Below are 19,776 nucleotides of genomic sequence, written 5' to 3' on the forward strand. Positions count from 1 at the left end.
AAAACCTAAGTATGTTAATGAAGATATTTTTTCATTACCTTCTCTGTCTAATGAAAAACAGGTCAATCTTTTTTTATAACTGTCTTTATTATATTTTACATTTTTAAAAATAAAACGTTCTGTCTTCTCCGCACTTATTTTTATGTTAAATTTATTAATTAATTCATAAGAAAACTTTTCAATTTCTGATATACTTTCTTTTGAGCAAACGATTAAAATATCATCAGAATATCTTCTGTAAAAGCCATTATGTTTGTCAGTTATGTAATCTAATATCTCATTATCAAATTCTAATAAATAAATATTTGCAAGAACTGCACTAATAGGTAAACCTTGTGGAATACCTACATTAATTTTTCTGTTAAGAAATTTAGTTTGATTCTTATTTTCAACTTTTCTATAGAATTGATTTGAATATATCGGTAAGTTACCTTCAGTAATTGCTTTCCTCATTTCTTCATTAGTCTCAAAAAAGCATCTATATCCTTTGTTTTTTCTAATATTTGCTAATTTGCTTTCGTCAAATGGTTTTTTTTTGCCTTTTCTACTGTTTTTTCCTATTCTTAAATCGTCTTTTAAAATATATTTAAATTTTGTACACGATTTAAACACATTATAATGATCAGGCGGCAACTGTTCTTCGCCTATCAATTTAGTCCACTGTTTTTTTAAATAAGAATGATCCAAAGTCGAAAAAAAACTTTTTAAGTCTATGGCTAACACTGCAACATCGTCATTTATTGAACGCTTCTTAATTTCGTCAAAGCATTCCTTTGCAAAATGCATGTTTGCCTTTCCCTTTTCAGAACCTTTTTCAGTTTCAATTTTTCTGTAAGCAATTATTGCTTCATTTAATAGATGTTTTTTACTTAACTCAAGTTCATATATCTCATTAAGTTTAAAGGCATAATAACCGTAAACTAATGCGTCAAAATGGCTTGCATAGTGCAATGGACGAAGCTTAGCATTCCTAATTGGCTTATTGGTATTTAAATCTCGGTGTGTGTGTTTTCGTTTATCTGTTACATGTTTTTCGAGATTACCCTTCTTATACTTACGTTCTACTATAAATGTGTGCAACAATGGAAAAAAAGCATATTTGGAAATGAATTTTGGGCTTTCAATTTTTCTTACAATAGATTGCCAACTCTCACCAAATTTTAGCGAAGGCGATAAATGTAAATATCCTTTTTCTTTAAACCAGTGAGGAGGTTTCTTGTGCATAAAAAAATTAATAAAAGAATCCTAAAGTATCAATAACGTATTCATAAATAACATTACACATAAGTCGGGCCAGTACCCAGTAACTGAGTCATTGAGGGGTCGAGTAAATATATAAATAACACTTTAGAAATCATGAAATTAATTAAATTCGTATCTTGCGGACTACCCATATTTATAGGTGAATCATTGATACATCAATCTATAATAGCATTAGTTATAGTTCTTTCTGTGGCTTCTTCAACGTTGAAGATGGCACAGAATAATAAATATTCTTTCCAATAAAACCTATCTGTTTTAAAGTATATTCAATCAATTAAGATAAAATATATAACCCACTAGATGTTATTTCACTTTCCTTTAGGATTCATGTCAAATATAATGTTAAAATGTTATATTTGAATAAAAACATTGAAAAATATTACAAAATGAAACAAGAAGAAAAACCAACTAGAACACTATATGTAACAAATGAGCATCCTTACTATGAAGATGTTAAATCAGTCAAAATTTCTGGTAATCCTGAATTCACATCGCCTATCATTAATGTTTTTGAAGAAAAAAATGCCAAACATGATATTGAAACTGGTAAGAATTTAGGAAAATCATTACATGGAATGTATTATGACACAAAAAATGGAAAATTTGTAAAGAAGTGGATTAATGGTAAATTACTTACATCTGTTTCAAGTGTAGTAGATAATGATTTCTTGGAATTAATTGTATTTGCCCCAGAAACTAAATTAAAAGATGCTGAAGAAAAATTTATAAATAAATATTTGAGTAAGAAAGTTACTTTACATTCAGTAGATGTTGAATTAAATAAGATAAAAATAAATAGATCTAATAGTAATGGGAGTTTAGTAGAAACAAATCATCTGGATTTTTTACCACCAATTATGCATGTAATCGGTTATAGATTTACTGATGAGAAGAAAAAATATTGTGATGAAACGGGTAAATTAAATATTGAATTTAAGTGTAAATGGTATAATCATGTTACAAAATCTTATTCAGAAGATTTTTTTCCTTATCAAATTTTACTTTTGATTAAACCTATAAAGGATCTGCAACTAACTATTTCTGGGATTAACGATACAATAAATTCAAATAAACTTATTCAATATCCAATTAATAAAAAGTTTACACTAGAAGGAAAAGAAGATATTGCTATTGATTATCAAATAATAGAACCCAGAGAAATAATATTTAAGCACTATTTTCACAATTTAAATTCATTTGATTTTCTTAGTCAGAAAGATATAAATGTAAATCAAATAAAAAATTTAATTCAAATAGATGATAATGTTATATGGGGAGAATCATATCCTTCATATATAAACAACAAAAAACAAGATGTTTCTGATTGTTCTTTTAATGAGGGGCAATATTTATATGTAAAATATAAAGATCAATTTGAACGTATAACTAACAGAATTATTAGAATATCACAACTTTTAATTTATGGAAATGATTCAAATTTACATGAAAATGTTGGCATAAAGTTGAATGAAGGTTTTGCTGAAATTAACAAAGAGAATTGGAGCCAGTATCCAGTCAAACAAAAATTAATTGAAAATGGAAATATCTCGATAATAATCAAAGCTAATTGTTTACTCAGAAATGGAAAGATTAGATACTTTCGATTAGATGGAATTTTAAACATAAAAGTGATTAAGAATTTTGTTGTTATCCGTAAAACAAAAGATGGTGAAGAAATAACAACTAATCATTCTTTATTCGAAAATATATATAAGATTTAACCATTTTTATTTCATTGTGCTTTATTACTTATTGTGTTATAAGCTTCGTATAATATCTTGTACGATAATGCCTTTTATCCTGAGAAAGAAACTAAAAAATTAAATAAAAAACCTCGACTTTTAAAATCGAGGTTTAATAAAAATATAATCAGATAAACTTATTCTACATCCAAATAAGGATTTAGAATTTCGGCTAATTCATTGAGCCAATAAAAGCTGTTTTCTAGGTTTATTATTTCGTTTTGGAGGGTTTGTTCTCTCATGGCTCCTAAAGCAAGAAGATAATTTGCTTGCCTTATTACTTTAGCCATTCCTTTTGGGTTATAATTCTACAGCTAAAAGTTCTTTGCCCAAATTATGTAATGCATTTTCGATTTTTAAACGTTGCTCTGCTCTTGGGTGTCTATGTCCAGATGCGTAATGTTGTATTTGTTTTTGATTAATACCAGTAATTCGTTCCAAAGCAGAATTTGTAAATATTCCTTTGTAATAGCTCAATAAACTGGCTGTATCAAATTTATAAACCAACTCGTATTCTTTCTCTAGAAAACCTGGCTTATTGTCTGTATTTAAAGTTTTTAAAGTTTCAATACAATCTAATATATCTTGTTTACATTCCTGAACTGTATCTCCACCGCCCACAATTGCTTTTTCATTTTCAGCATAACCCCAAAAACCATCTTCGTTTCTTTCGATAATAATTTTAATTGTTTTCATATTTTCTATTATTTTTTCAAGAATTAAAGTCCCATTTCTTTTCTTAATTTTTGTTCTAATCCTTTTCCTATCTCTTTTGATCCATGGTTGGGTATTACAACTTGTTTTCCATCTTTTTCATAAATTTCATGGCTTCCTTTACCTTGTCTTGAGAATACCCATCCTTTTCGTAAAGCTTCTCTAATAAATTCTCTAGATTTCATTTATAAAAGTTTAGCAAAGATAGTAAAATTACTATCTATAGTGTTTTAATATTATACTTTTTTGAGTTTAAAGATAAAACATATTTACATTTAAAGTAAGAAAATATTTACTATAAATACGTTGTTAAAATCTCTAAAGAAAAAAAAACCTCGACTTTTTAAAATCGAGGTTTAATAAAAATATAACAAGAAAACTTATTCCACATCTAAATAAGGATTTAGAATTTCGGCTAATTCATTGAGCCAATAAAAGCTATTTTCTAGATTGATTGTTTCGTTTTGAAGGGTTTGTTCCCTCATGGCTCCTAAAGCAAGAAGATAATTTGCTTGCCTTATTACCTTAGCCATCCCTTTTGGGTCTATTGTATTGCTAAAAAAATTCATGAGCCTTGTTTTGGCTTCTTCTGAAAGGTTGTTTGTACTCATAATGTGAAGATTTAAGAATAAAAACCCTTATGCGTTAGCAGTCTTACGCTTCTTCACGGCGTCAAAGCCCTTTCGGAACTTTACTACATAGCATAAGGGCAATTTTATTTTGTTCTTAATGTGAAGATTTAAGAACGGCAAATATAGGAAAAACCCGTGTAATCGATGGGCTTTTCCTATCCTATTTTATACTGAAGAAATAACCTCGTAAAGACACTATACTGTTCCGACGCTTCGGAATCGGGAGCAAAGAAAACAACTTTAAAACCTTGTTCCTTAATGACTTTGCAGCATAATTTTTAAAAATAATCATCAAAAAATTTGCGAAACCGAATAGCTGCATGTATATTTGCAACTGATTGGTTTCTTATTTTAAACTTTAAGTAATATGAGACGAGATATATTTCAGGCTGTAGCCGACCCAACAAGGCGATCTATAATTGCCTTACTTGCCATACAAGCAATGACTCCCAACGCCATTGCAGAGAACTTTGATACTAGCCGACAATCTGTTTCTAAACACCTACGGATACTTACCGAATGCGAACTTGTAAAACAGGAACAACAAGGCAGAGAAATTTATTATTCACTCGAAATTGAAAAAATGAAAGAGATTGATAAATGGTTAACCCAATTTAGAGAAATCTGGGAAACTAAATTTAATCAACTCGACGAAGTATTATTAACACTTAAAAATCAGAAAAAATGAAAAATTTACAATTTGATTTTACCGTTGACAAATCCATAAAAACGGTATTCATAAACCGAGAATTTAATGCGGAGCTTCCGCTAGTTTGGGACGCTTTTACCAAACCAGAACTTCTGGATCAATGGGTTGCTCCTAAACCATGGTCAGCTAAAACAAAACACATGAATTTTGAAGTTGGCGGACGAAGATTTTATGCTATGGTAAGTCCCGAAGGATTGGAACGCTGGTCTGTTCAGGAATATACTTCGATTACTCCAAAGACCAATTTTAAAATGTACAATACTTTTGCCGACGAAAATGAAAATAAAGAAATACCCGGTTCTGATTGGGATTACAATTTTAGCGAACAAAACGGCATAACAAAAGTGAGCATTACTATTGTAAATGAATCTCTGGAACGTTTGGAGAGAATGATTGAAATGGGCTTTAAGGAAGGCTTTACAATGTCTATTGATAACTTAGAAAAATTATTAGGGACTTTATCTCAAAAGTAATTTATGCTTAATTTATATAAATCTCCTGCAAGGTCTTTTTTGACCTTGTAGGTATGATAATTAATAAGATGCCTAAAATGAGACACTCTCTTGCTTCTCATTGTAATGGAGACGAAAAATATCTGCGCTATAATTACGTTAACATGAAACTTCAATAGATGCTAAAAATCATACATCGTCTTTAATCCCATTTTTTTTAATATAATACAAATGAAAAAAAAGTATCTAATAATATTTGTTTTTATTGGTGTAGCACTATTTATATTTCTTAATACATTTTTTAAGTCTAGAGAAGAATATAGAAATAGTTATAATTTTGTAATAACAAAAATTGAAATATCTCCAACAAAAACATTAATATTTTATAACAATAAAGAAGAAATTACTCTTTGGAACTATATAATTACAGATTACGAAAAAGTTGAAATAGGAGATTTATTGTGTAAAAAAGAATGTTCTAAATACTTATATATCTATAGAAAAAATAACCGGGGTGTATATAATTTACATTTAAAAATAAATCCTACTGGGCTTTTTCCTTTTGAATGGTTTTGCAATTAATGAGTAGATGATATTCTACTAAATGTTCCAGTGTGCAAAATTTATTTTTCCAATTAGCATAATAACACAGAATATCATTAGGTCGTAAAAATTATACCTACAAGGTTGAAAAAAACCTTGCAGGAATAGAAATCCTATTGAAAAACAAGCTTAAAAAGGTGATAGAATTACTGATCTTCCCTCCTAGCCCCGATGGAACGGCATCCTTTTTATGGCTCCTTTAGCCATGAAAAGATATAGTGTACAGCGGGACTCAAGTTTATATTAACTAACTCTTGTTCTGCTCCTGGGAAAATAGAATCTTCTATTTATTTAATATTGTTTTACAGGAAAGATTATTGCTTGCTGTATTAATAAAACTTAAAATTTTCTTATTGATTTTGAATATATGTAGTCAACTACGTATATTTGCATATAAATTATTTTTTGACAGCATAAATCAATTAAAATGGAGAATAAATCAAACGCAACTTTGACCAATATAATTAAGACTGAACAAATAGATAACCAAGATCAAATAGATCTTGCGTTCTTTATACGAAGACAAGTTTTTGTAGAGGAACAACATGTATCGGTAGAACGCGAATCGATGGATGACAACGAATCTGTTCATTACTTAGCTACTTATAATGAGTTGCCTGCTGGTGCAGCGAGATATAGAAAAACTGAAAAAGGAACTAAAATAGAACGCATTGCCGTACTGAAAAACTATAGAGGAAAAGGAATTGGCGAAGCATTATTGCTTAAAATTCTGGATGATGTAAAACTGGAAGAAAAGATATACTTGCACGCTCAGGTTGTTGCGAAACAATTTTATATAAAAAATGGTTTTAAAGAAACTGATAATTATTTTGTAGATGCTGGAATCGAACATCTCGAAATGGATTTTATTAAATAAACCTGATTTTCAGCTAAATATAAAGCCTTCTAAAACATACGTTTTTGAAGGCTTTTTTTAATTAAAATAGAAGTAAATTTGGTAGCGAATAATTTCGTCGAAAATAAACCAGAAAAAATATATGTTATTTCTAATTTTAAGTATTGTATGCAGTGTAAGTGTTGGTGTTTTATTTAAGATAGCACGAAAATACGATACTAATAATACCCAAATCGTAGCTTACAATTACATCTTTGCATTGGCGCTTTGTTATATATCATTTAGCCCAGATATTACTGCAATTACAGCTACTGCACCATGGAATCTTTATATTGTGATTGGGGTTTTATTACCTTCTATATTTCTCTTTTTGGCTCTGTCTATAAAACATATGGGGATTGTAAAAACAGATGCTGCACAACGCCTTTCGCTATTTATCCCAATTCTCGCTGCTTGGTTATTGTTTAAAGAAGAATTTAATATTCTTAAAATAACTGCGCTTTTAATTGGTTTTCCTGCCCTATTGCTTATCCTGAATAAACCCGCAGACAAGACCATTAATAAATGGTTTTATCCTGCAATTGTATTATTAGGTTTTGGAGTAATTGATATTCTTTTTAAGCAAATAGCAACTCACACCGACCTTCCCTACACTACTTCGTTGTTTGCTATTTTTGCAATCTCAATGACGATAATGATTGTAGTAGTTCTTTATCAAACACTTATTAAGAAAGTAAAACTAACTCCGAGAAATATCTTATTTGGTGGGTTAATTGGTATCCTTAATTTTGGTAATATTCTTTTTTACTTAAAAGCGCATAAGGAATTTGCCGAAAATCCGTCGACTGTTTTTGCAGGAATGAATATGGGTGTAATCATTATAGGAAGTCTTACTGGTATTTTAGTCTTTAAGGAAAAACAAACTAAGCTGAATTATCTCGGACTTTTCCTTGCGTTAATAGCCATTGTTTTAATTGTGATTTCTCAAAATAGTAAATAAGCTAAATAATGGAAAGTTATTCTTTTGATCCCATATCGTCACCAAATGCCACTGTTTTAGTCCTGGGAACTATGCCTGGAATAAAATCTTTGGAATTAGGGCAATACTATGGACATAAACAAAATAACTTCTGGAAAATATTATTCACCGTTTTCAATGAAGATTTTACTGATGTTTATGAAGCCAAAAAAGAAATCTTAATAAAAAATAACATCGCATTATGGGATGTTTTAAAATACTGTGACAGAGTTGGAAGTCTTGATAGCGCCATTAAGAATGAAATAACAAATGATTTTGATACTTTCTTAAAACAACATCCTGACATTAAAACTATCTTGTTTAATGGACAAAAAGCGGCTGCATTTTTTAAAAAGTATATTAAAGTAAGCGATGATTATAAACTCCTTACGCTTCCGTCAACCAGTCCTGCAAATGCTGGAAAATCATTCGATTCTAAACTAAATGAATGGAAAATTATTTTGGAATTACAGCAAAAAATTTAAAAACCAAATCTTGAATTCTACAATAAATATTTTCGTTTATTTGTATCATCTTTTCATTTTTTACATTTCACTTTTTATCTTTTTCCATCACTAATTAACATGACTGACTATTTCCTTGATATTGAATATAAAGACATCACTTATAACATAGATGATGCGAATTTCAAGGATTTTGAATCTTGTACTTTTACCAATTGTAATTTTTCTGCCTGTACTTTTCTAGCCGTAACTTTTATCGATTGTGTTTTTAATAATTGCATCTTTAGCGAAGCCAAAATAAACTATGTCGCTTTTAGAACCGCTACTTTTAATGATTGTGAAATCAAGGATGTGAATTTTGCCATGTGTGACAAACTCATCTTTGAAGTAAATTTTAATAATTGTGTTCTCGATTTTTCTAAGTTTTATACTTTAAAGATAAAAGGAACTTCGTTTACAGATTGCAGTTTGGTTGCTGTCGATTTTATGGCAAGCGATATTACAAATGTAATTTTTGATAATTGCGACTTATATCGTGCCGAATTTGATAAAGCTATTGCAAACAAAACTGACTTTAAAACTAGTTATAATTATACCATCGACCCATCTAGAGTAAAACTCAAAAAAGCAATTTTTACCTTAAAAGAAGTAAAAGGATTGCTTTTTAAACATGATATTATAGTAAGCTAAAAAGATTTCAAGAAAATGTTTGTGTTTTATAGTTACTAACTTAAATTGTCTAGAAAGGAACGCGGATTTAACGGATTCGCTATGGCGAAAACGCGGATAAAAACGGATTTTTTTAACAATGGTGATATCGATTCTGAAGCTTCAGGACGGAAAGGGAGAAATCTGTTTTTATCTGCGTCTTTACTTTTAGTAAATCAGTATTATCCGCGTTCCTTTCGCAAAGAGTTAGATAGAAATAAAAGAATTCAGTCCTATCCCGACATTTCGGGATTGCGACCTCTGCGTAAACCATTGCGCCCTTTACGGTTCATTTCTTCAGTCTAAAACATTCACGAATTCACTCATTAATTTAAAAAAATTAGTTTTAATCCGCGTACATTGACAAAGAATTAAAAACTATATATTTACTTCTTCAATATTAACAAACCATATTAGATTATGAATAACCAAGAATATACCATCCGAAATGCTAATGCAAATGAATTTGAAGAAATCGGAAAATTGATGGTTCTGGTTTATTCGCAATTAGAAGGTTTCCCTAAAGAATCTGAGCAACCCAATTATTATAAGATGCTTGCCAATATTGGTGATTTAACTACTAATCCCGAAACAGAACTTTTGGTTGCTGTTTCTTCTGATAACAAAATAGTTGGTGGCCTAGTTTATTTTGGCGATATGCAATATTATGGTTCTGGCGGAATTGCTACCAAAGAAAAAAACACCTCTGGTTTCCGATTATTAGCAGTAGATCCTATGACAAGGGATCAAGGAATTGGTAAACTATTAATAAATGATTGCATCCAGAAAGCTAAAGGTAAAAAACAACATCAGCTAATTATCCATTCGACCAAAGCAATGCAAACTGCTTGGAAAATGTATGAACGATTGGGTTTTAAAAGATTTGAAGATTTGGATTTTATGCAAGGTGAACTTCCTGTTTTTGGTTTTAGATTATTGTTCTAAACAAAAATAGATATGTTCCTTTAAATAAGACACTTTAAAACTTCTACTCTCTTAAATCACTTATATAATTTAAGAAAAACGAAACATATAAGTCATGTAAGTACATTTAAGCGTAATCTAATAAAACTTATAATTCCTTAAATGGCTTATATGGTTTAAGAAAAAATAAACATATAAATGATGTAAATACATTTAAGCTTACTCCAATAAAACTTATTTTTCCTTTATAGTGTAATAATCTTCTACTTTCTTAAATCACTTATATGGTTTAAGAAAAGTCAATATATAAGTTATGTAAGTACATTTAAGCGTAGTGTATCAAAACTTATATTTCTTCTTTGGCGAAATCCAATAAATCTTTAGTTTATCGGATTTATTATTCTTTTTTTATTTTTTACAATATCTATTTACATCAATATTCCTTAATCGATGCGAATTATATAATCTTTATTTAAAGTTATATAATGAAAATTGTATGTAAAATACTGACCTTTATCATTACAACAACAAACATAACATTTTACAAATCAATATTTTAAAACACCCTGATTTGTAAAATCATAGTGTTTTTCAAGAAAATATAAATTACCTTTAGTTAAGTATTTTTTTACAGACTAAGAATTTTTCCATTTTTTTAATACGCATTACGATTATAAAATGATTTTTCAACAACTAAAAATATACTATGCCACTTTTCTACTTAAAAGACACTTTTACAGATATTGGTGATGTAACACTTTTTACCAAAAAGTTTTTCAAGGAAGTTTTTATTCCTCCATACGAAACCAAAGAATTCTTTAGGCAATGTTATCTTATTGGCTATAAATCTCTTCCGTTGGTAGCGATAACAGGCTTTATAATGGGATTAGTGCTTACATTGCAAACAAGACCTACATTAGCCACTTTTGGCGCAGAATCCTGGTTACCAGGTATGGTTGCATTATCATTAATTCGAGAAATTGCTCCAGTAATTACTGCATTAATTTGCGCAGGAAAAATTTCATCCGGAATTGGTGCCGAACTAGGTTCGATGAAAGTCACCGAGCAAATAGATGCTATGGAAGTAGCTGCCATAAATCCGTTCAAATACTTGGTTGTAACCCGCATTTTAGCCACAACTTTAATGGTTCCTATATTGGTAATTTTTGCCGATGCAATAGGGATTTTAGGCGGCTATGCAGGAATTACAATTCACAGCGATGTAAATGCTTATCGCTATATGTCGCAGGTTTTTGAATCCCTAGACTTTATAGACATTTTTCCCGCCACTATAAAAACTTTTTTCTTTGGTTTTTTTATAGGAATGATTGGCTGTTACAAAGGTTTTAATGCCGCAAACGGTACCGAAAGTGTTGGTAAAGCTGCAAACTCAGCAGTAGTTACAGCATCACTTACCATTTTTATCATAGATATGCTCGCAGTACAAATCACTGATTTATTCTTTTAATATGAAATCTGAACAAGAAAATATAGTACAAACAGTTGCTCCCAATAAAAAAACTCCTGTAATCGAGATTAAAGATTTGCATAAATCTTTTGGCGATAATGATGTTTTAAAAGGAGTAAATCTTACTGTAAATAAAGGCGAAGACTTAGTGATATTAGGAAGGTCTGGCGAAGGAAAATCTATAACTATAAAATGTATTGTAGGATTGGTAATTCCTGAGAAAGGAAATATAAGTGTTTTAGGCGAAGGAATAATTGGATTAGGAAAAAGTGAACTCAATAAGATAAGAGTCAAAATTGGATTTCTTTTTCAAAGTGGGGCTTTATATGATTCGATGTCGGTAAGAGAGAATTTAGAATTTACATTAAAAAGACATAACAAGGAATTATCCCCTCAGGAAATAGAAACTGAAGTTATGGATGTTCTCGAAAGTGTTGGTCTAGCCGATGCTGTAGATAAAATGCCTTCGGAATTATCCGGCGGTATGCGAAAACGAATTGGTCTTGCCCGTACATTAATACTAAAACCCGAAATTATTCTATATGACGAGCCTACCACGGGATTGGATACAATTACATCTAAAGAAATAAGTGAATTAATATTAGAAATTAAGAAAAAGCGTAAAACAACCTCGATAATTATTACCCATGATATGTCTTGTGCCAAACTAACTGCAGATAGAGTTATGATTTTAAAAGATGGTGTAATACATGCTGAAGGGAAATACGAAGAATTAGAAAAAAGTGAAGACGAATGGGTAAGATCATTCTTTATATAAACATTTAATAAAACGAAATTATGAATAAGGAATCTGGATATAAATGGAAACTAGGAATGTTTGTAACAATAGGCTTAATCCTTTTTATGGTAACTATTTACTTTATCGGAAAACAACAAAATCTATTTGGTTCAACATTTCATATAACATCAACTTTTAAAACCGTAAGTGGTTTACAAGTCGGAAACAATGTACGTTTCTCAGGAATTAACATTGGTACTGTCGAAGAAATACAATTGATAAACGATTCTTCGGTAGTTGTAAAACTGGTTATAAAAGAAGAGGTCAAGCAATTTATAAAGACTGATGCCAGAGCTAGCATTGGCTCTGAAGGATTGATGGGTGACAAAGTTCTTACCATATCTCCGGGAAACAAATCTAATAGAATCATTGCTAATAATGGCAAAATTGCTTCTATAGATGCCATCGAAATGGATGATATCATGAAAAGTGTAAAGAAAAGTGTGGACAACGCAGGTGTAATATCCGAAGAACTTGCCATTTTCACCCATAATATGAATAATGGGAACGGTGCATTATCTAGATTAATGACTGATCCTAAACTTGCAAATACACTGACCAAAACAATTACCAATCTAGAAAATGGTACACAAGGGTTTAGTCAGAACATGGAAGCTGCCAAAAGTAATTTCTTGTTTAGAGGATATTACAAAAAACAGGAAAAAGAGAAAGAAAAGGAACAAGAAGAAGCTGATAAAAAAGCAAAGGAAGAACATGAAAAACTAGAGAAGGAGAAAAAAGAGAAAGAAAAAGAAAAAGAAAAGGAGAACGAGAAAAAAGAAGAAGCTACAAAAGAAAACACAAAAAAATAATATATAAAAATACTTCTACTTTAACTTCTAATATAATTACTTGTTCTAAAAACAGTAATCAAATGATTATTGAAAAGATACAATTATGAAACTACGTTCAACCGAAACTTTTTGGCCTATAAAAAATGCTATGGACACAAGTTATCCATCGTTGGATGCAGACATTACTACGCCTGTTTTAATTATAGGCGGAGGAATTACCGGAGCTTTAATAGCTTATAAACTAATCTCCGAAGGTAAGAAAGTAGTTCTTGTAGACAAACGAGATATCTGTAACGGTAGTACGGCCGCAAGCACAGCGCTATTACAATATGAAATTGATATTTCTTTGCATGAATTAATAGAAAAAAGAGGCTTCGAATGTGCCGTTTCAAGTTATAAGAATTGCGAAAAAGCAATCTTTGATCTCAAGAAAATTATCGATACAATAAAAAGTGATTGTCAATTTGAGTTTAAAAAGAGTATCTATTTTTGTTCATTAAAAAAAGATGTTCCGTTTTTACAAAGAGAGTTTAAAGCACGAAAAGAGAATGGTTTTAAAGTAAAGTGGCTAGAAGAAATTGATTTAAAGAAGCAAGGTTTAAATGCTTTTGCTGCCATAGAATCAGAATCTGGAGCAATAATGGATCCGTATAAACTGGCACATGACCTTCTGAAATATTGTAAACAAAAAGAAATGCTGATCTTTGACCGCACTAATATTACTGAATTTAAATATCTAAAAGGAAAAATAGTTGCTTTAACTGAAAATGATTTTACAATTACAGCCGAAGATATTATACATTGTACTGGTTATGAAAGTACTGAAACCCTTACTGAAAAGGTTGTAGATTTAAAAAGTACTTATGCATTAACATCAGAAAGCTTTATAGAAATTCCTAACCCTTTTAAAAATGCTATTTACTGGAACACATCTGAACCTTATTTATATTTTCGAGGAACTGCCGATAATAGAATTATTATGGGCGGTGGCGATGAAGAATTTCATAATGCCGAAAAACGAGATAAACTATTACACCGAAAAGAAACCTATCTTTTAAAACAATTCGAGAAATGTTTTCCTGATATAAATTATAAACTTGATTATTCCTGGGCTGGTACATTTGGAGAAACTCAGGATGCTCTACCCTATTTTGGCAAACCCAATCCTAAAAAAAACGAGCATTATATTTTAGGATTTGGTGGTAATGGCATCACTTTTAGTGTCATGGCAATGAATTCTATTATAGCATCACTAAACGATTCTCAACATCCTGATTTAAAATTTTATAAGTTTAATAGATAATTAAATTCCTAAAACAATGTTATGGAAACTACTAATATCATAGGACTTGTAGCAGGAATATGCGTAACTATTGCTGTTATTCCGCAAATTATAAAAGTGTGGAAATCCAAAAAAGTAAAAAATGTTTCTTTAACGATGTTTAGTACGCTAACGCTGGGTATTTTTTTATGGGTCGTTTATGGTTTTCTTAAAAAAGATTATCCGATAATGATAACAAATAGTATTTCTTTATTTCTTAATTTATTGATGATCTACTTTATTAGTAAATACGAAAAAGAATAAACAAAAAAAACAGCTTTATAAAAGCTGCTTCTTTCCTTAATAAACCAATAAATATATTAGGCTGTTTTAGCTATCGAGTTCTGGTTGTATTTATATTCTTTAGGACTACAGTTGTACTTTTGTTTGAATATTTTAGAGAAATAACTTCTGCTTGTAAAACCTATAGAATATACAATCTCAGAGATATTTAAGTCTGATGTTCTAATTAAATTCTCTGCTTTTTCTATTCTCATAAAAGTTATAAAATCATTTACAGTTCGATTATGCACGAGCTTAAATCCTTCTTGCAATTTGTTTGGTGATAATCCTGTTTTTTGAGTTAAAAACTTAATAGTAAATTCCTCTGCAGGAAAATTTACAATGAAATTTGAAATCCTTTTAATTTCATCAATTTGTTTTAATGTAAGACAAGTTATAGCTTGAGATATCTTAGTAAAACTATCAGTATGCTGCTCGATTTCCATTGCCAAAATAATTTGCAAAATTCCTTTTTTTAGCAAACTCCGAACAATTCCTGTTTGGGTTATAGCATTAAACTCTTCAATTTTTTCGGCAATCTTAAAATTTTGGAATCTAATATCTAAGTAATTTTCTTTCTTATTTAAAAATGTATTTTTTAGCTTATTTATTAAATCATCATTATGTCCATTAGTAGATACACTAATACCAACTCCTATTATAGAAAATTTAATCGGAATATTTTTTTCAAAGTATAAAATACTATTAATACTAGAAGAACTTTTTAGTACTCCTGAATTATATTTCTTAAGACTCTTTTTATCTCCATTCTCTCCAAAACTATGCTTAAGAGCACCTTCAGAACAATAAGCAAATAAAATTGGGGATGTCTTAAAAGATTCCATACTCAACATTACATCATCAGAAAAAACAAGATCAAATTGCATGTACGCCATCCCTTCCTGAAATGTTATTCCTTCGATATTACCTTTTACAAAATCTGATTCTAGTGCTAAATTATATTCTTCATTATTCAAGGTCAAAGTACCTTTAAGACTTTCTTTTAATTCATTAAAAACATCTTGTGCTTTTCCGGCTTTTAGATATATATTTTTCATTTTTAATAATTTTTTAAAATAATTCTTAATTCTTTTGAGTGTTCTAAAAAAACAGATGCTCTAAATCTGTTTTAGTTCTTTCTTGATACTTTCAAATTTCGCATTATAAACAAGAATATTGTTATAGAATTTCGACATTAAGTTCCATAATTAACTAGATATCAACACAAAACACAAAAAAAAGTCTTATCATTATAATGACAAGACTTTTTAAGCAAAATAATTTTATTGATCCCCCAATCAATAAAAAACAGTTATGGATTATTTATACTTTCTTTATCTGAACAATTAATCTCCGGAATATCCTTAAAAAATTCAGAGGCATCTAAATCACTAGTGGGACCATAGCCCAGTAAAAATGTTCCTTTTACTGAGTCGGCAGTTTCAATTATGTACAAAATAGACATATCATCGGGATTACTCATACCTTCATATCGATGTTGCGCTACAATAAATATCTCCTCTGGTTTATAGGAGTATTTTGTTTCTGTATCAATCAAATACCCATTTTCAAAAAGATAGTTAGATGTATATCCTTTTTCTTGATACTCTTTAATATAATCCGTTTCGTGTTTTGCATATTCAATTTTCATAATTAATAAAATTTTTAAAGAGATAAATACAATTTTCTATCATCTTTTAATTTATACTTTTCTTCTTCCTATAACCAATGAAATTACAAACAATACAATGAAGATAAAGAATAGCACTTTGGCTATACTTGCGGTTCCAGCAGCAATACCACCAAAACCAAAAATTCCGGCAATAATTGCAAGAATTATAAAAATGACTGTCCAACGTAGCATAATGATATATTTTTAGTTAGTAAATAAGATCATAATGACCTTCTAGTTATTACAAATTTCTCTTTTCTTAAAGAATTGAATTAACTCAAACACAAAAAATATTACCTCAATCAAACATTAACATTATAAATACTTAAAAAAATAAATTATGTCTTTTTTAAATCTAGTATTTTAAACAATTCGTAATTATCTAAAAACAAGCCAATTACATCGTTTTTAATTCATTTTTACTAGCTATTTATCCTTACATTTGATAAAAGCAATTTTATCTGTTTTGCGGTTTTAAACTTTAAATTTCAACCAAATCTTCCATTTTAACGAATAAACATAAATGAGTCAATCAAATAATCGATTGAGTTAATCTATGTAATTCTACAATACTAATTTTATAAATTCAAGATTTGTTACAAAACGGTTACTAGATATAAAACTAGAATAGAATAACTTATAAGCCCCATAATACATCTAGTACATGTTGTCGATAATAAAGTTATAGTAGAATAATAAACATAAAATGATTTATTACAAGAACTAAAAATTAACGCCCATGAAAACGAGAGACACAAAATCGAAAATAATATTCCTTTCTACATTTCCGCCAACACAATGTGGTATTGCTACCTATACAGAAGACAGTATTAATGCGATAAATAAAGTATATGGAAAAAGTATTGCCTGTGAAATATGTGAATTGACCGATAAAATAAATCCAAATACTAAATCGGGATATATTTTAAATACTAAAAATAGAGATGAATATAAGAAGGTAGCGCTTGAAATAAACAAAGACGATGCTGTAAAATTAATCCATATTCAACATGAATTTGGATTGTTTGGCGGAGAATATGGAAATTTCCTAATCGACTTCTTAAATGCAAGTAAAAAAGCTATAACTTTTACTTTTCATAGCGTTATTCCAAATCCAAACGAAGAATTAAGAAGCTTTGTTAAGTTATTAGCATTATATTCTGATTCGTTTTTTGTAATGACAAATCAATCTAAAAAAATTCTCGTTGAAGATTATGGAATAAATCAAGAAAATATTGTTTGTGTTCATCATGGTACACATATCGTAGAATATGAAAATACATCAAAAGCAAAGCAAAAATTTAATTTTGAAGATAGAATAATACTTTCCACTTTTGGATTATTAGGTGAAGGTAAAAATATTGAGACAGGATTAAAAGCACTTCCGAAAATTGTAGAACAATTCCCTACTGTATTGTATCTGATTCTTGGGAAAACTCATCCCAATAATATTATTAATAATGTAGATGAATACCGTAATCATTTAGAATCTATTGTAGATGATTTGAAATTAAAAAACAACGTTCTTTTTGTTAATCAATATTTAGAAGTTAAGGAACTTTTAAATTATTTAAAAGCAACTGACATCTATCTTTTTACATCAAAAGATCCGAATCAAGCTGTAAGTGGCACTTTTTCGTATGCTATGAGCTGTTCTTGTCCTATTGTAGCAACAAAAATACCTCATACTATAGAAGTACTCTCTCCTGATACTGGTATTTTGGTAGACATTCAAAACTCGGAACAATTTGCAAATGCAACTATAAAACTTCTTTCTGATTCTGGATTGCGAGAATCTATGGCTTTAAATGCATTCGAAAAAACCAGAAAAACTTCCTGGGAGAATGTAGCAATCAAGCATATGATTACCTACCAGAAGATTATAAAAGAGCCTATAGAAGTTAAATTTACGTATCCAGCAATAAAAATGGATCATCAAAAAAATATGACTACATCGCTAGGAATGATACAATTTAGTAAAATCTCTGAGCCTGATATTACTTCTGGTTATACACTCGATGATAATGCGAGAGCATTAATTTCTATGTGTTTACATTACCAACTTAAAGAAGATATCAATGATATTTATTATATCAATACTTATCTTAATTTTATTGAAAGATGCCAACAACCTGAAGGTAATTTTATAAATTATGTAGATGAATTTAATAATGTAGATCCTAAAAATGATACTGTAAATCTGGAAGATTCAAATGCAAGAGCAATTTGGGCTTTAGGAATGCTAATTTCATTAAAATCGACACTTATACCTCCTTCTACGCTAAACAAAGCATCTAAATGTATTTTTAAAGCATTAGATTGGACAGAAACAGTTACTTCACCTAGATCAATTGGTTTTATAATCAAAGGATTGTTTCTATACAACTCCGTTGAACCTACACCACGCATTATCGAAATAATAGATAAACTAGCTGATAGACTTTCTAAGAATTATAATGATCATGCAACCAAAAATTGGAATTGGTTTGAAAATTATCTTACTTATGCCAATAGTATATTATCTGAATCGATGCTATATGCTTACTTAGCAACGGATAGGTTACTATATAAGAAGATTGCAATTGAATCTTTTGATTTTTTATTACCCAAAATGTTCATAAATGGAGAATTTAAAGTCATTTCTAATAATGGATGGCATCATAAAGGGTCGATACCCTACCAATATGGCGAGCAACCTATAGATGTTTCGTATACTATACAGACATTAGACCTATTCTATAAAACTTTTAAAGATCCTTTTTACAAAAAATCCATGAAGATGGCCTTTAATTGGTTCTTGGGTCAGAATCATTTAAACCAAATTATGTACGATCCAATTACTGGCGGTTGTTATGATGGTTTAGAAAAAGAAAATGTAAATCTAAATCAAGGTGCTGAGTCTACGATTTGTTATTTAACTGCACGTTTACTCATGGAGAATAATATTGTTTCTAATAGTAAGATTATAAAGCTGGAGAGCACAAAAGAAAACTTAGCATATAAATCAATTTAGATTACAGTATCTCTCGAAGTTGCTAAGAATAATAATTTAACCGCAAAGAGCGCAAAGGATTACGCAAAGAGTCGCAAAGTTTAATAAATAGCTTTGCGATCCTTTGCGTTTTTTTTCTTTGTGTACTTTGCGGTAAAATCTTTTTGCTTCTTAAAAAGTAAGGCACAAAAAAAATCCTCATCAATTACTTGATGAGGATTCTAAAGAAAGGCGACGACATACTCTCCCACATAACTGCAGTACCATCTGCGCAGGCGGGCTTAACTACTCTGTTCGGGATGGGAAGAGGTGAGCCCCGCCGCAATAACCACCTTAAGGTCGTTGTTACTTGAGGTAACTTTT

Annotated in this window: 23 protein-coding genes and 1 rRNA gene; 15 read left to right on the forward strand and 9 right to left on the reverse strand. The window is 29.7% G+C overall.

What is annotated here, in order from left to right:
- A partial coding sequence (locus tag B8T70_RS18810; RefSeq protein ID WP_123912130.1) for a reverse transcriptase domain-containing protein occupies positions 1 to 1,224 on the reverse strand: 1,224 nt, incomplete at its 3' end.
- A gap of 425 nt (positions 1,225 to 1,649) precedes the next feature.
- On the opposite strand from B8T70_RS18810, the gene B8T70_RS18815 reads away from it, so the two are divergent.
- Positions 1,650 to 2,984 (forward strand): hypothetical protein, encoded by a 1,335-nt coding sequence (locus B8T70_RS18815; protein ID WP_086895830.1) that lies wholly within the window; start codon positions 1,650 to 1,652, stop codon positions 2,982 to 2,984.
- Between the two features lie 158 nt (positions 2,985 to 3,142).
- On the opposite strand, the gene B8T70_RS23950 is transcribed toward B8T70_RS18815, so the two are convergent.
- The 4 genes from B8T70_RS23950 to B8T70_RS18830 all read right to left on the reverse strand — a co-directional run bounded on the left by B8T70_RS23950 (position 3,143) and on the right by B8T70_RS18830 (position 4,330).
- Positions 3,143 to 3,295: a hypothetical protein gene (locus B8T70_RS23950; protein ID WP_165763230.1), complete on the reverse strand. Its 153-nt coding sequence runs from the start codon at positions 3,293 to 3,295 to the stop codon at positions 3,143 to 3,145.
- Between the two features lie 10 nt (positions 3,296 to 3,305).
- Complete coding sequence (locus tag B8T70_RS18820) at positions 3,306 to 3,701, reverse strand: HicB family protein (RefSeq protein WP_086895831.1); 396 nt, start codon at positions 3,699 to 3,701, stop codon at positions 3,306 to 3,308.
- Positions 3,702 to 3,724: 23 nt separating this feature from the next.
- Entirely contained in the window at positions 3,725 to 3,904 is a 180-nt protein-coding gene (locus B8T70_RS18825; RefSeq protein WP_086895832.1) for a type II toxin-antitoxin system HicA family toxin, read from the reverse strand.
- A gap of 195 nt (positions 3,905 to 4,099) precedes the next feature.
- Positions 4,100 to 4,330, reverse strand: coding sequence for a hypothetical protein (locus B8T70_RS18830; RefSeq protein ID WP_086895833.1), 231 nt, complete (start codon positions 4,328 to 4,330; stop codon positions 4,100 to 4,102).
- 388 nt (positions 4,331 to 4,718) lie between these two features.
- On the opposite strand from B8T70_RS18830, the gene B8T70_RS18835 reads away from it, so the two are divergent.
- The 13 genes from B8T70_RS18835 to B8T70_RS18895 all read left to right on the forward strand — a co-directional run bounded on the left by B8T70_RS18835 (position 4,719) and on the right by B8T70_RS18895 (position 14,731).
- Complete coding sequence (locus tag B8T70_RS18835; protein WP_086895834.1) at positions 4,719 to 5,039, forward strand: helix-turn-helix transcriptional regulator; 321 nt, start codon at positions 4,719 to 4,721, stop codon at positions 5,037 to 5,039.
- A complete protein-coding gene (locus B8T70_RS18840) occupies positions 5,036 to 5,533 on the forward strand; it encodes an SRPBCC domain-containing protein (RefSeq protein ID WP_039119269.1) in 498 nt (165 codons plus the stop codon). Before B8T70_RS18835 ends, B8T70_RS18840 begins: the two co-directional genes overlap by 4 nt.
- Before the next feature lie 210 nt (positions 5,534 to 5,743).
- Complete coding sequence (locus tag B8T70_RS18845; RefSeq protein ID WP_086895835.1) at positions 5,744 to 6,094, forward strand: hypothetical protein; 351 nt, start codon at positions 5,744 to 5,746, stop codon at positions 6,092 to 6,094.
- 448 nt (positions 6,095 to 6,542) lie between these two features.
- Positions 6,543 to 6,992 (forward strand): GNAT family N-acetyltransferase, encoded by a 450-nt coding sequence (locus tag B8T70_RS18850; protein WP_086895836.1) that lies wholly within the window; start codon positions 6,543 to 6,545, stop codon positions 6,990 to 6,992.
- Between the two features lie 121 nt (positions 6,993 to 7,113).
- Positions 7,114 to 7,971 carry a transporter gene (locus B8T70_RS18855; RefSeq protein ID WP_086895837.1) on the forward strand — a complete coding sequence of 286 codons (858 nt, stop codon included), beginning with the start codon at positions 7,114 to 7,116 and terminating at the stop codon, positions 7,969 to 7,971.
- 8 nt (positions 7,972 to 7,979) lie between these two features.
- The gene (locus B8T70_RS18860; RefSeq protein WP_086895838.1) at positions 7,980 to 8,474 is read left to right on the forward strand and encodes a DNA-deoxyinosine glycosylase; all 495 of its coding nucleotides are present in this window, start codon (positions 7,980 to 7,982) and stop codon (positions 8,472 to 8,474) included.
- Positions 8,475 to 8,573: 99 nt separating this feature from the next.
- Complete coding sequence (locus B8T70_RS18865) at positions 8,574 to 9,143, forward strand: pentapeptide repeat-containing protein (protein ID WP_039119274.1); 570 nt, start codon at positions 8,574 to 8,576, stop codon at positions 9,141 to 9,143.
- 438 nt (positions 9,144 to 9,581) lie between these two features.
- Positions 9,582 to 10,106 carry a GNAT family N-acetyltransferase gene (locus tag B8T70_RS18870; protein WP_086895839.1) on the forward strand — a complete coding sequence of 175 codons (525 nt, stop codon included), beginning with the start codon at positions 9,582 to 9,584 and terminating at the stop codon, positions 10,104 to 10,106.
- 685 nt (positions 10,107 to 10,791) lie between these two features.
- A complete protein-coding gene (locus B8T70_RS18875; RefSeq protein WP_039115822.1) occupies positions 10,792 to 11,553 on the forward strand; it encodes an ABC transporter permease in 762 nt (253 codons plus the stop codon).
- Between the two features lies 1 nt (position 11,554).
- Positions 11,555 to 12,331 carry an ABC transporter ATP-binding protein gene (locus tag B8T70_RS18880; protein WP_086895840.1) on the forward strand — a complete coding sequence of 259 codons (777 nt, stop codon included), beginning with the start codon at positions 11,555 to 11,557 and terminating at the stop codon, positions 12,329 to 12,331.
- Between the two features lie 20 nt (positions 12,332 to 12,351).
- The gene (locus B8T70_RS18885) at positions 12,352 to 13,164 is read left to right on the forward strand and encodes an MlaD family protein (protein WP_039115824.1); all 813 of its coding nucleotides are present in this window, start codon (positions 12,352 to 12,354) and stop codon (positions 13,162 to 13,164) included.
- An 85-nt stretch (positions 13,165 to 13,249) separates the two neighbouring features.
- A complete protein-coding gene (locus B8T70_RS18890) occupies positions 13,250 to 14,449 on the forward strand; it encodes an FAD-binding oxidoreductase (RefSeq protein ID WP_086895841.1) in 1,200 nt (399 codons plus the stop codon).
- A gap of 21 nt (positions 14,450 to 14,470) precedes the next feature.
- A complete protein-coding gene (locus B8T70_RS18895) occupies positions 14,471 to 14,731 on the forward strand; it encodes a SemiSWEET family sugar transporter (RefSeq protein ID WP_039115827.1) in 261 nt (86 codons plus the stop codon).
- 56 nt (positions 14,732 to 14,787) lie between these two features.
- Here the strand turns inward: B8T70_RS18895 and B8T70_RS18900 are convergent, their stop codons facing one another.
- The 3 genes from B8T70_RS18900 to B8T70_RS18910 all read right to left on the reverse strand — a co-directional run bounded on the left by B8T70_RS18900 (position 14,788) and on the right by B8T70_RS18910 (position 16,613).
- Positions 14,788 to 15,807: an AraC family transcriptional regulator gene (locus tag B8T70_RS18900; RefSeq protein WP_086895842.1), complete on the reverse strand. Its 1,020-nt coding sequence runs from the start codon at positions 15,805 to 15,807 to the stop codon at positions 14,788 to 14,790.
- Positions 15,808 to 16,061: 254 nt separating this feature from the next.
- A complete protein-coding gene (locus tag B8T70_RS18905; protein ID WP_039119281.1) occupies positions 16,062 to 16,400 on the reverse strand; it encodes a hypothetical protein in 339 nt (112 codons plus the stop codon).
- A gap of 51 nt (positions 16,401 to 16,451) precedes the next feature.
- Complete coding sequence (locus tag B8T70_RS18910) at positions 16,452 to 16,613, reverse strand: DUF1328 domain-containing protein (protein WP_086895843.1); 162 nt, start codon at positions 16,611 to 16,613, stop codon at positions 16,452 to 16,454.
- Positions 16,614 to 17,160: 547 nt separating this feature from the next.
- Between B8T70_RS18910 and B8T70_RS18915 the strand changes: the two genes are divergently transcribed.
- Positions 17,161 to 19,434 (forward strand): glycosyltransferase, encoded by a 2,274-nt coding sequence (locus B8T70_RS18915; protein WP_086895844.1) that lies wholly within the window; start codon positions 17,161 to 17,163, stop codon positions 19,432 to 19,434.
- Positions 19,435 to 19,639: 205 nt separating this feature from the next.
- Here the strand turns inward: B8T70_RS18915 and rrf are convergent.
- A 5S ribosomal RNA gene (gene rrf / locus B8T70_RS18920) occupies positions 19,640 to 19,749 on the reverse strand.
- Positions 19,750 to 19,776 lie beyond the last annotated feature (27 nt).

The sequence above is a fragment of the Flavobacterium sp. AJR genome (genome assembly GCF_002156885.1).
Lineage (GTDB): Bacteria > Bacteroidota > Bacteroidia > Flavobacteriales > Flavobacteriaceae > Flavobacterium.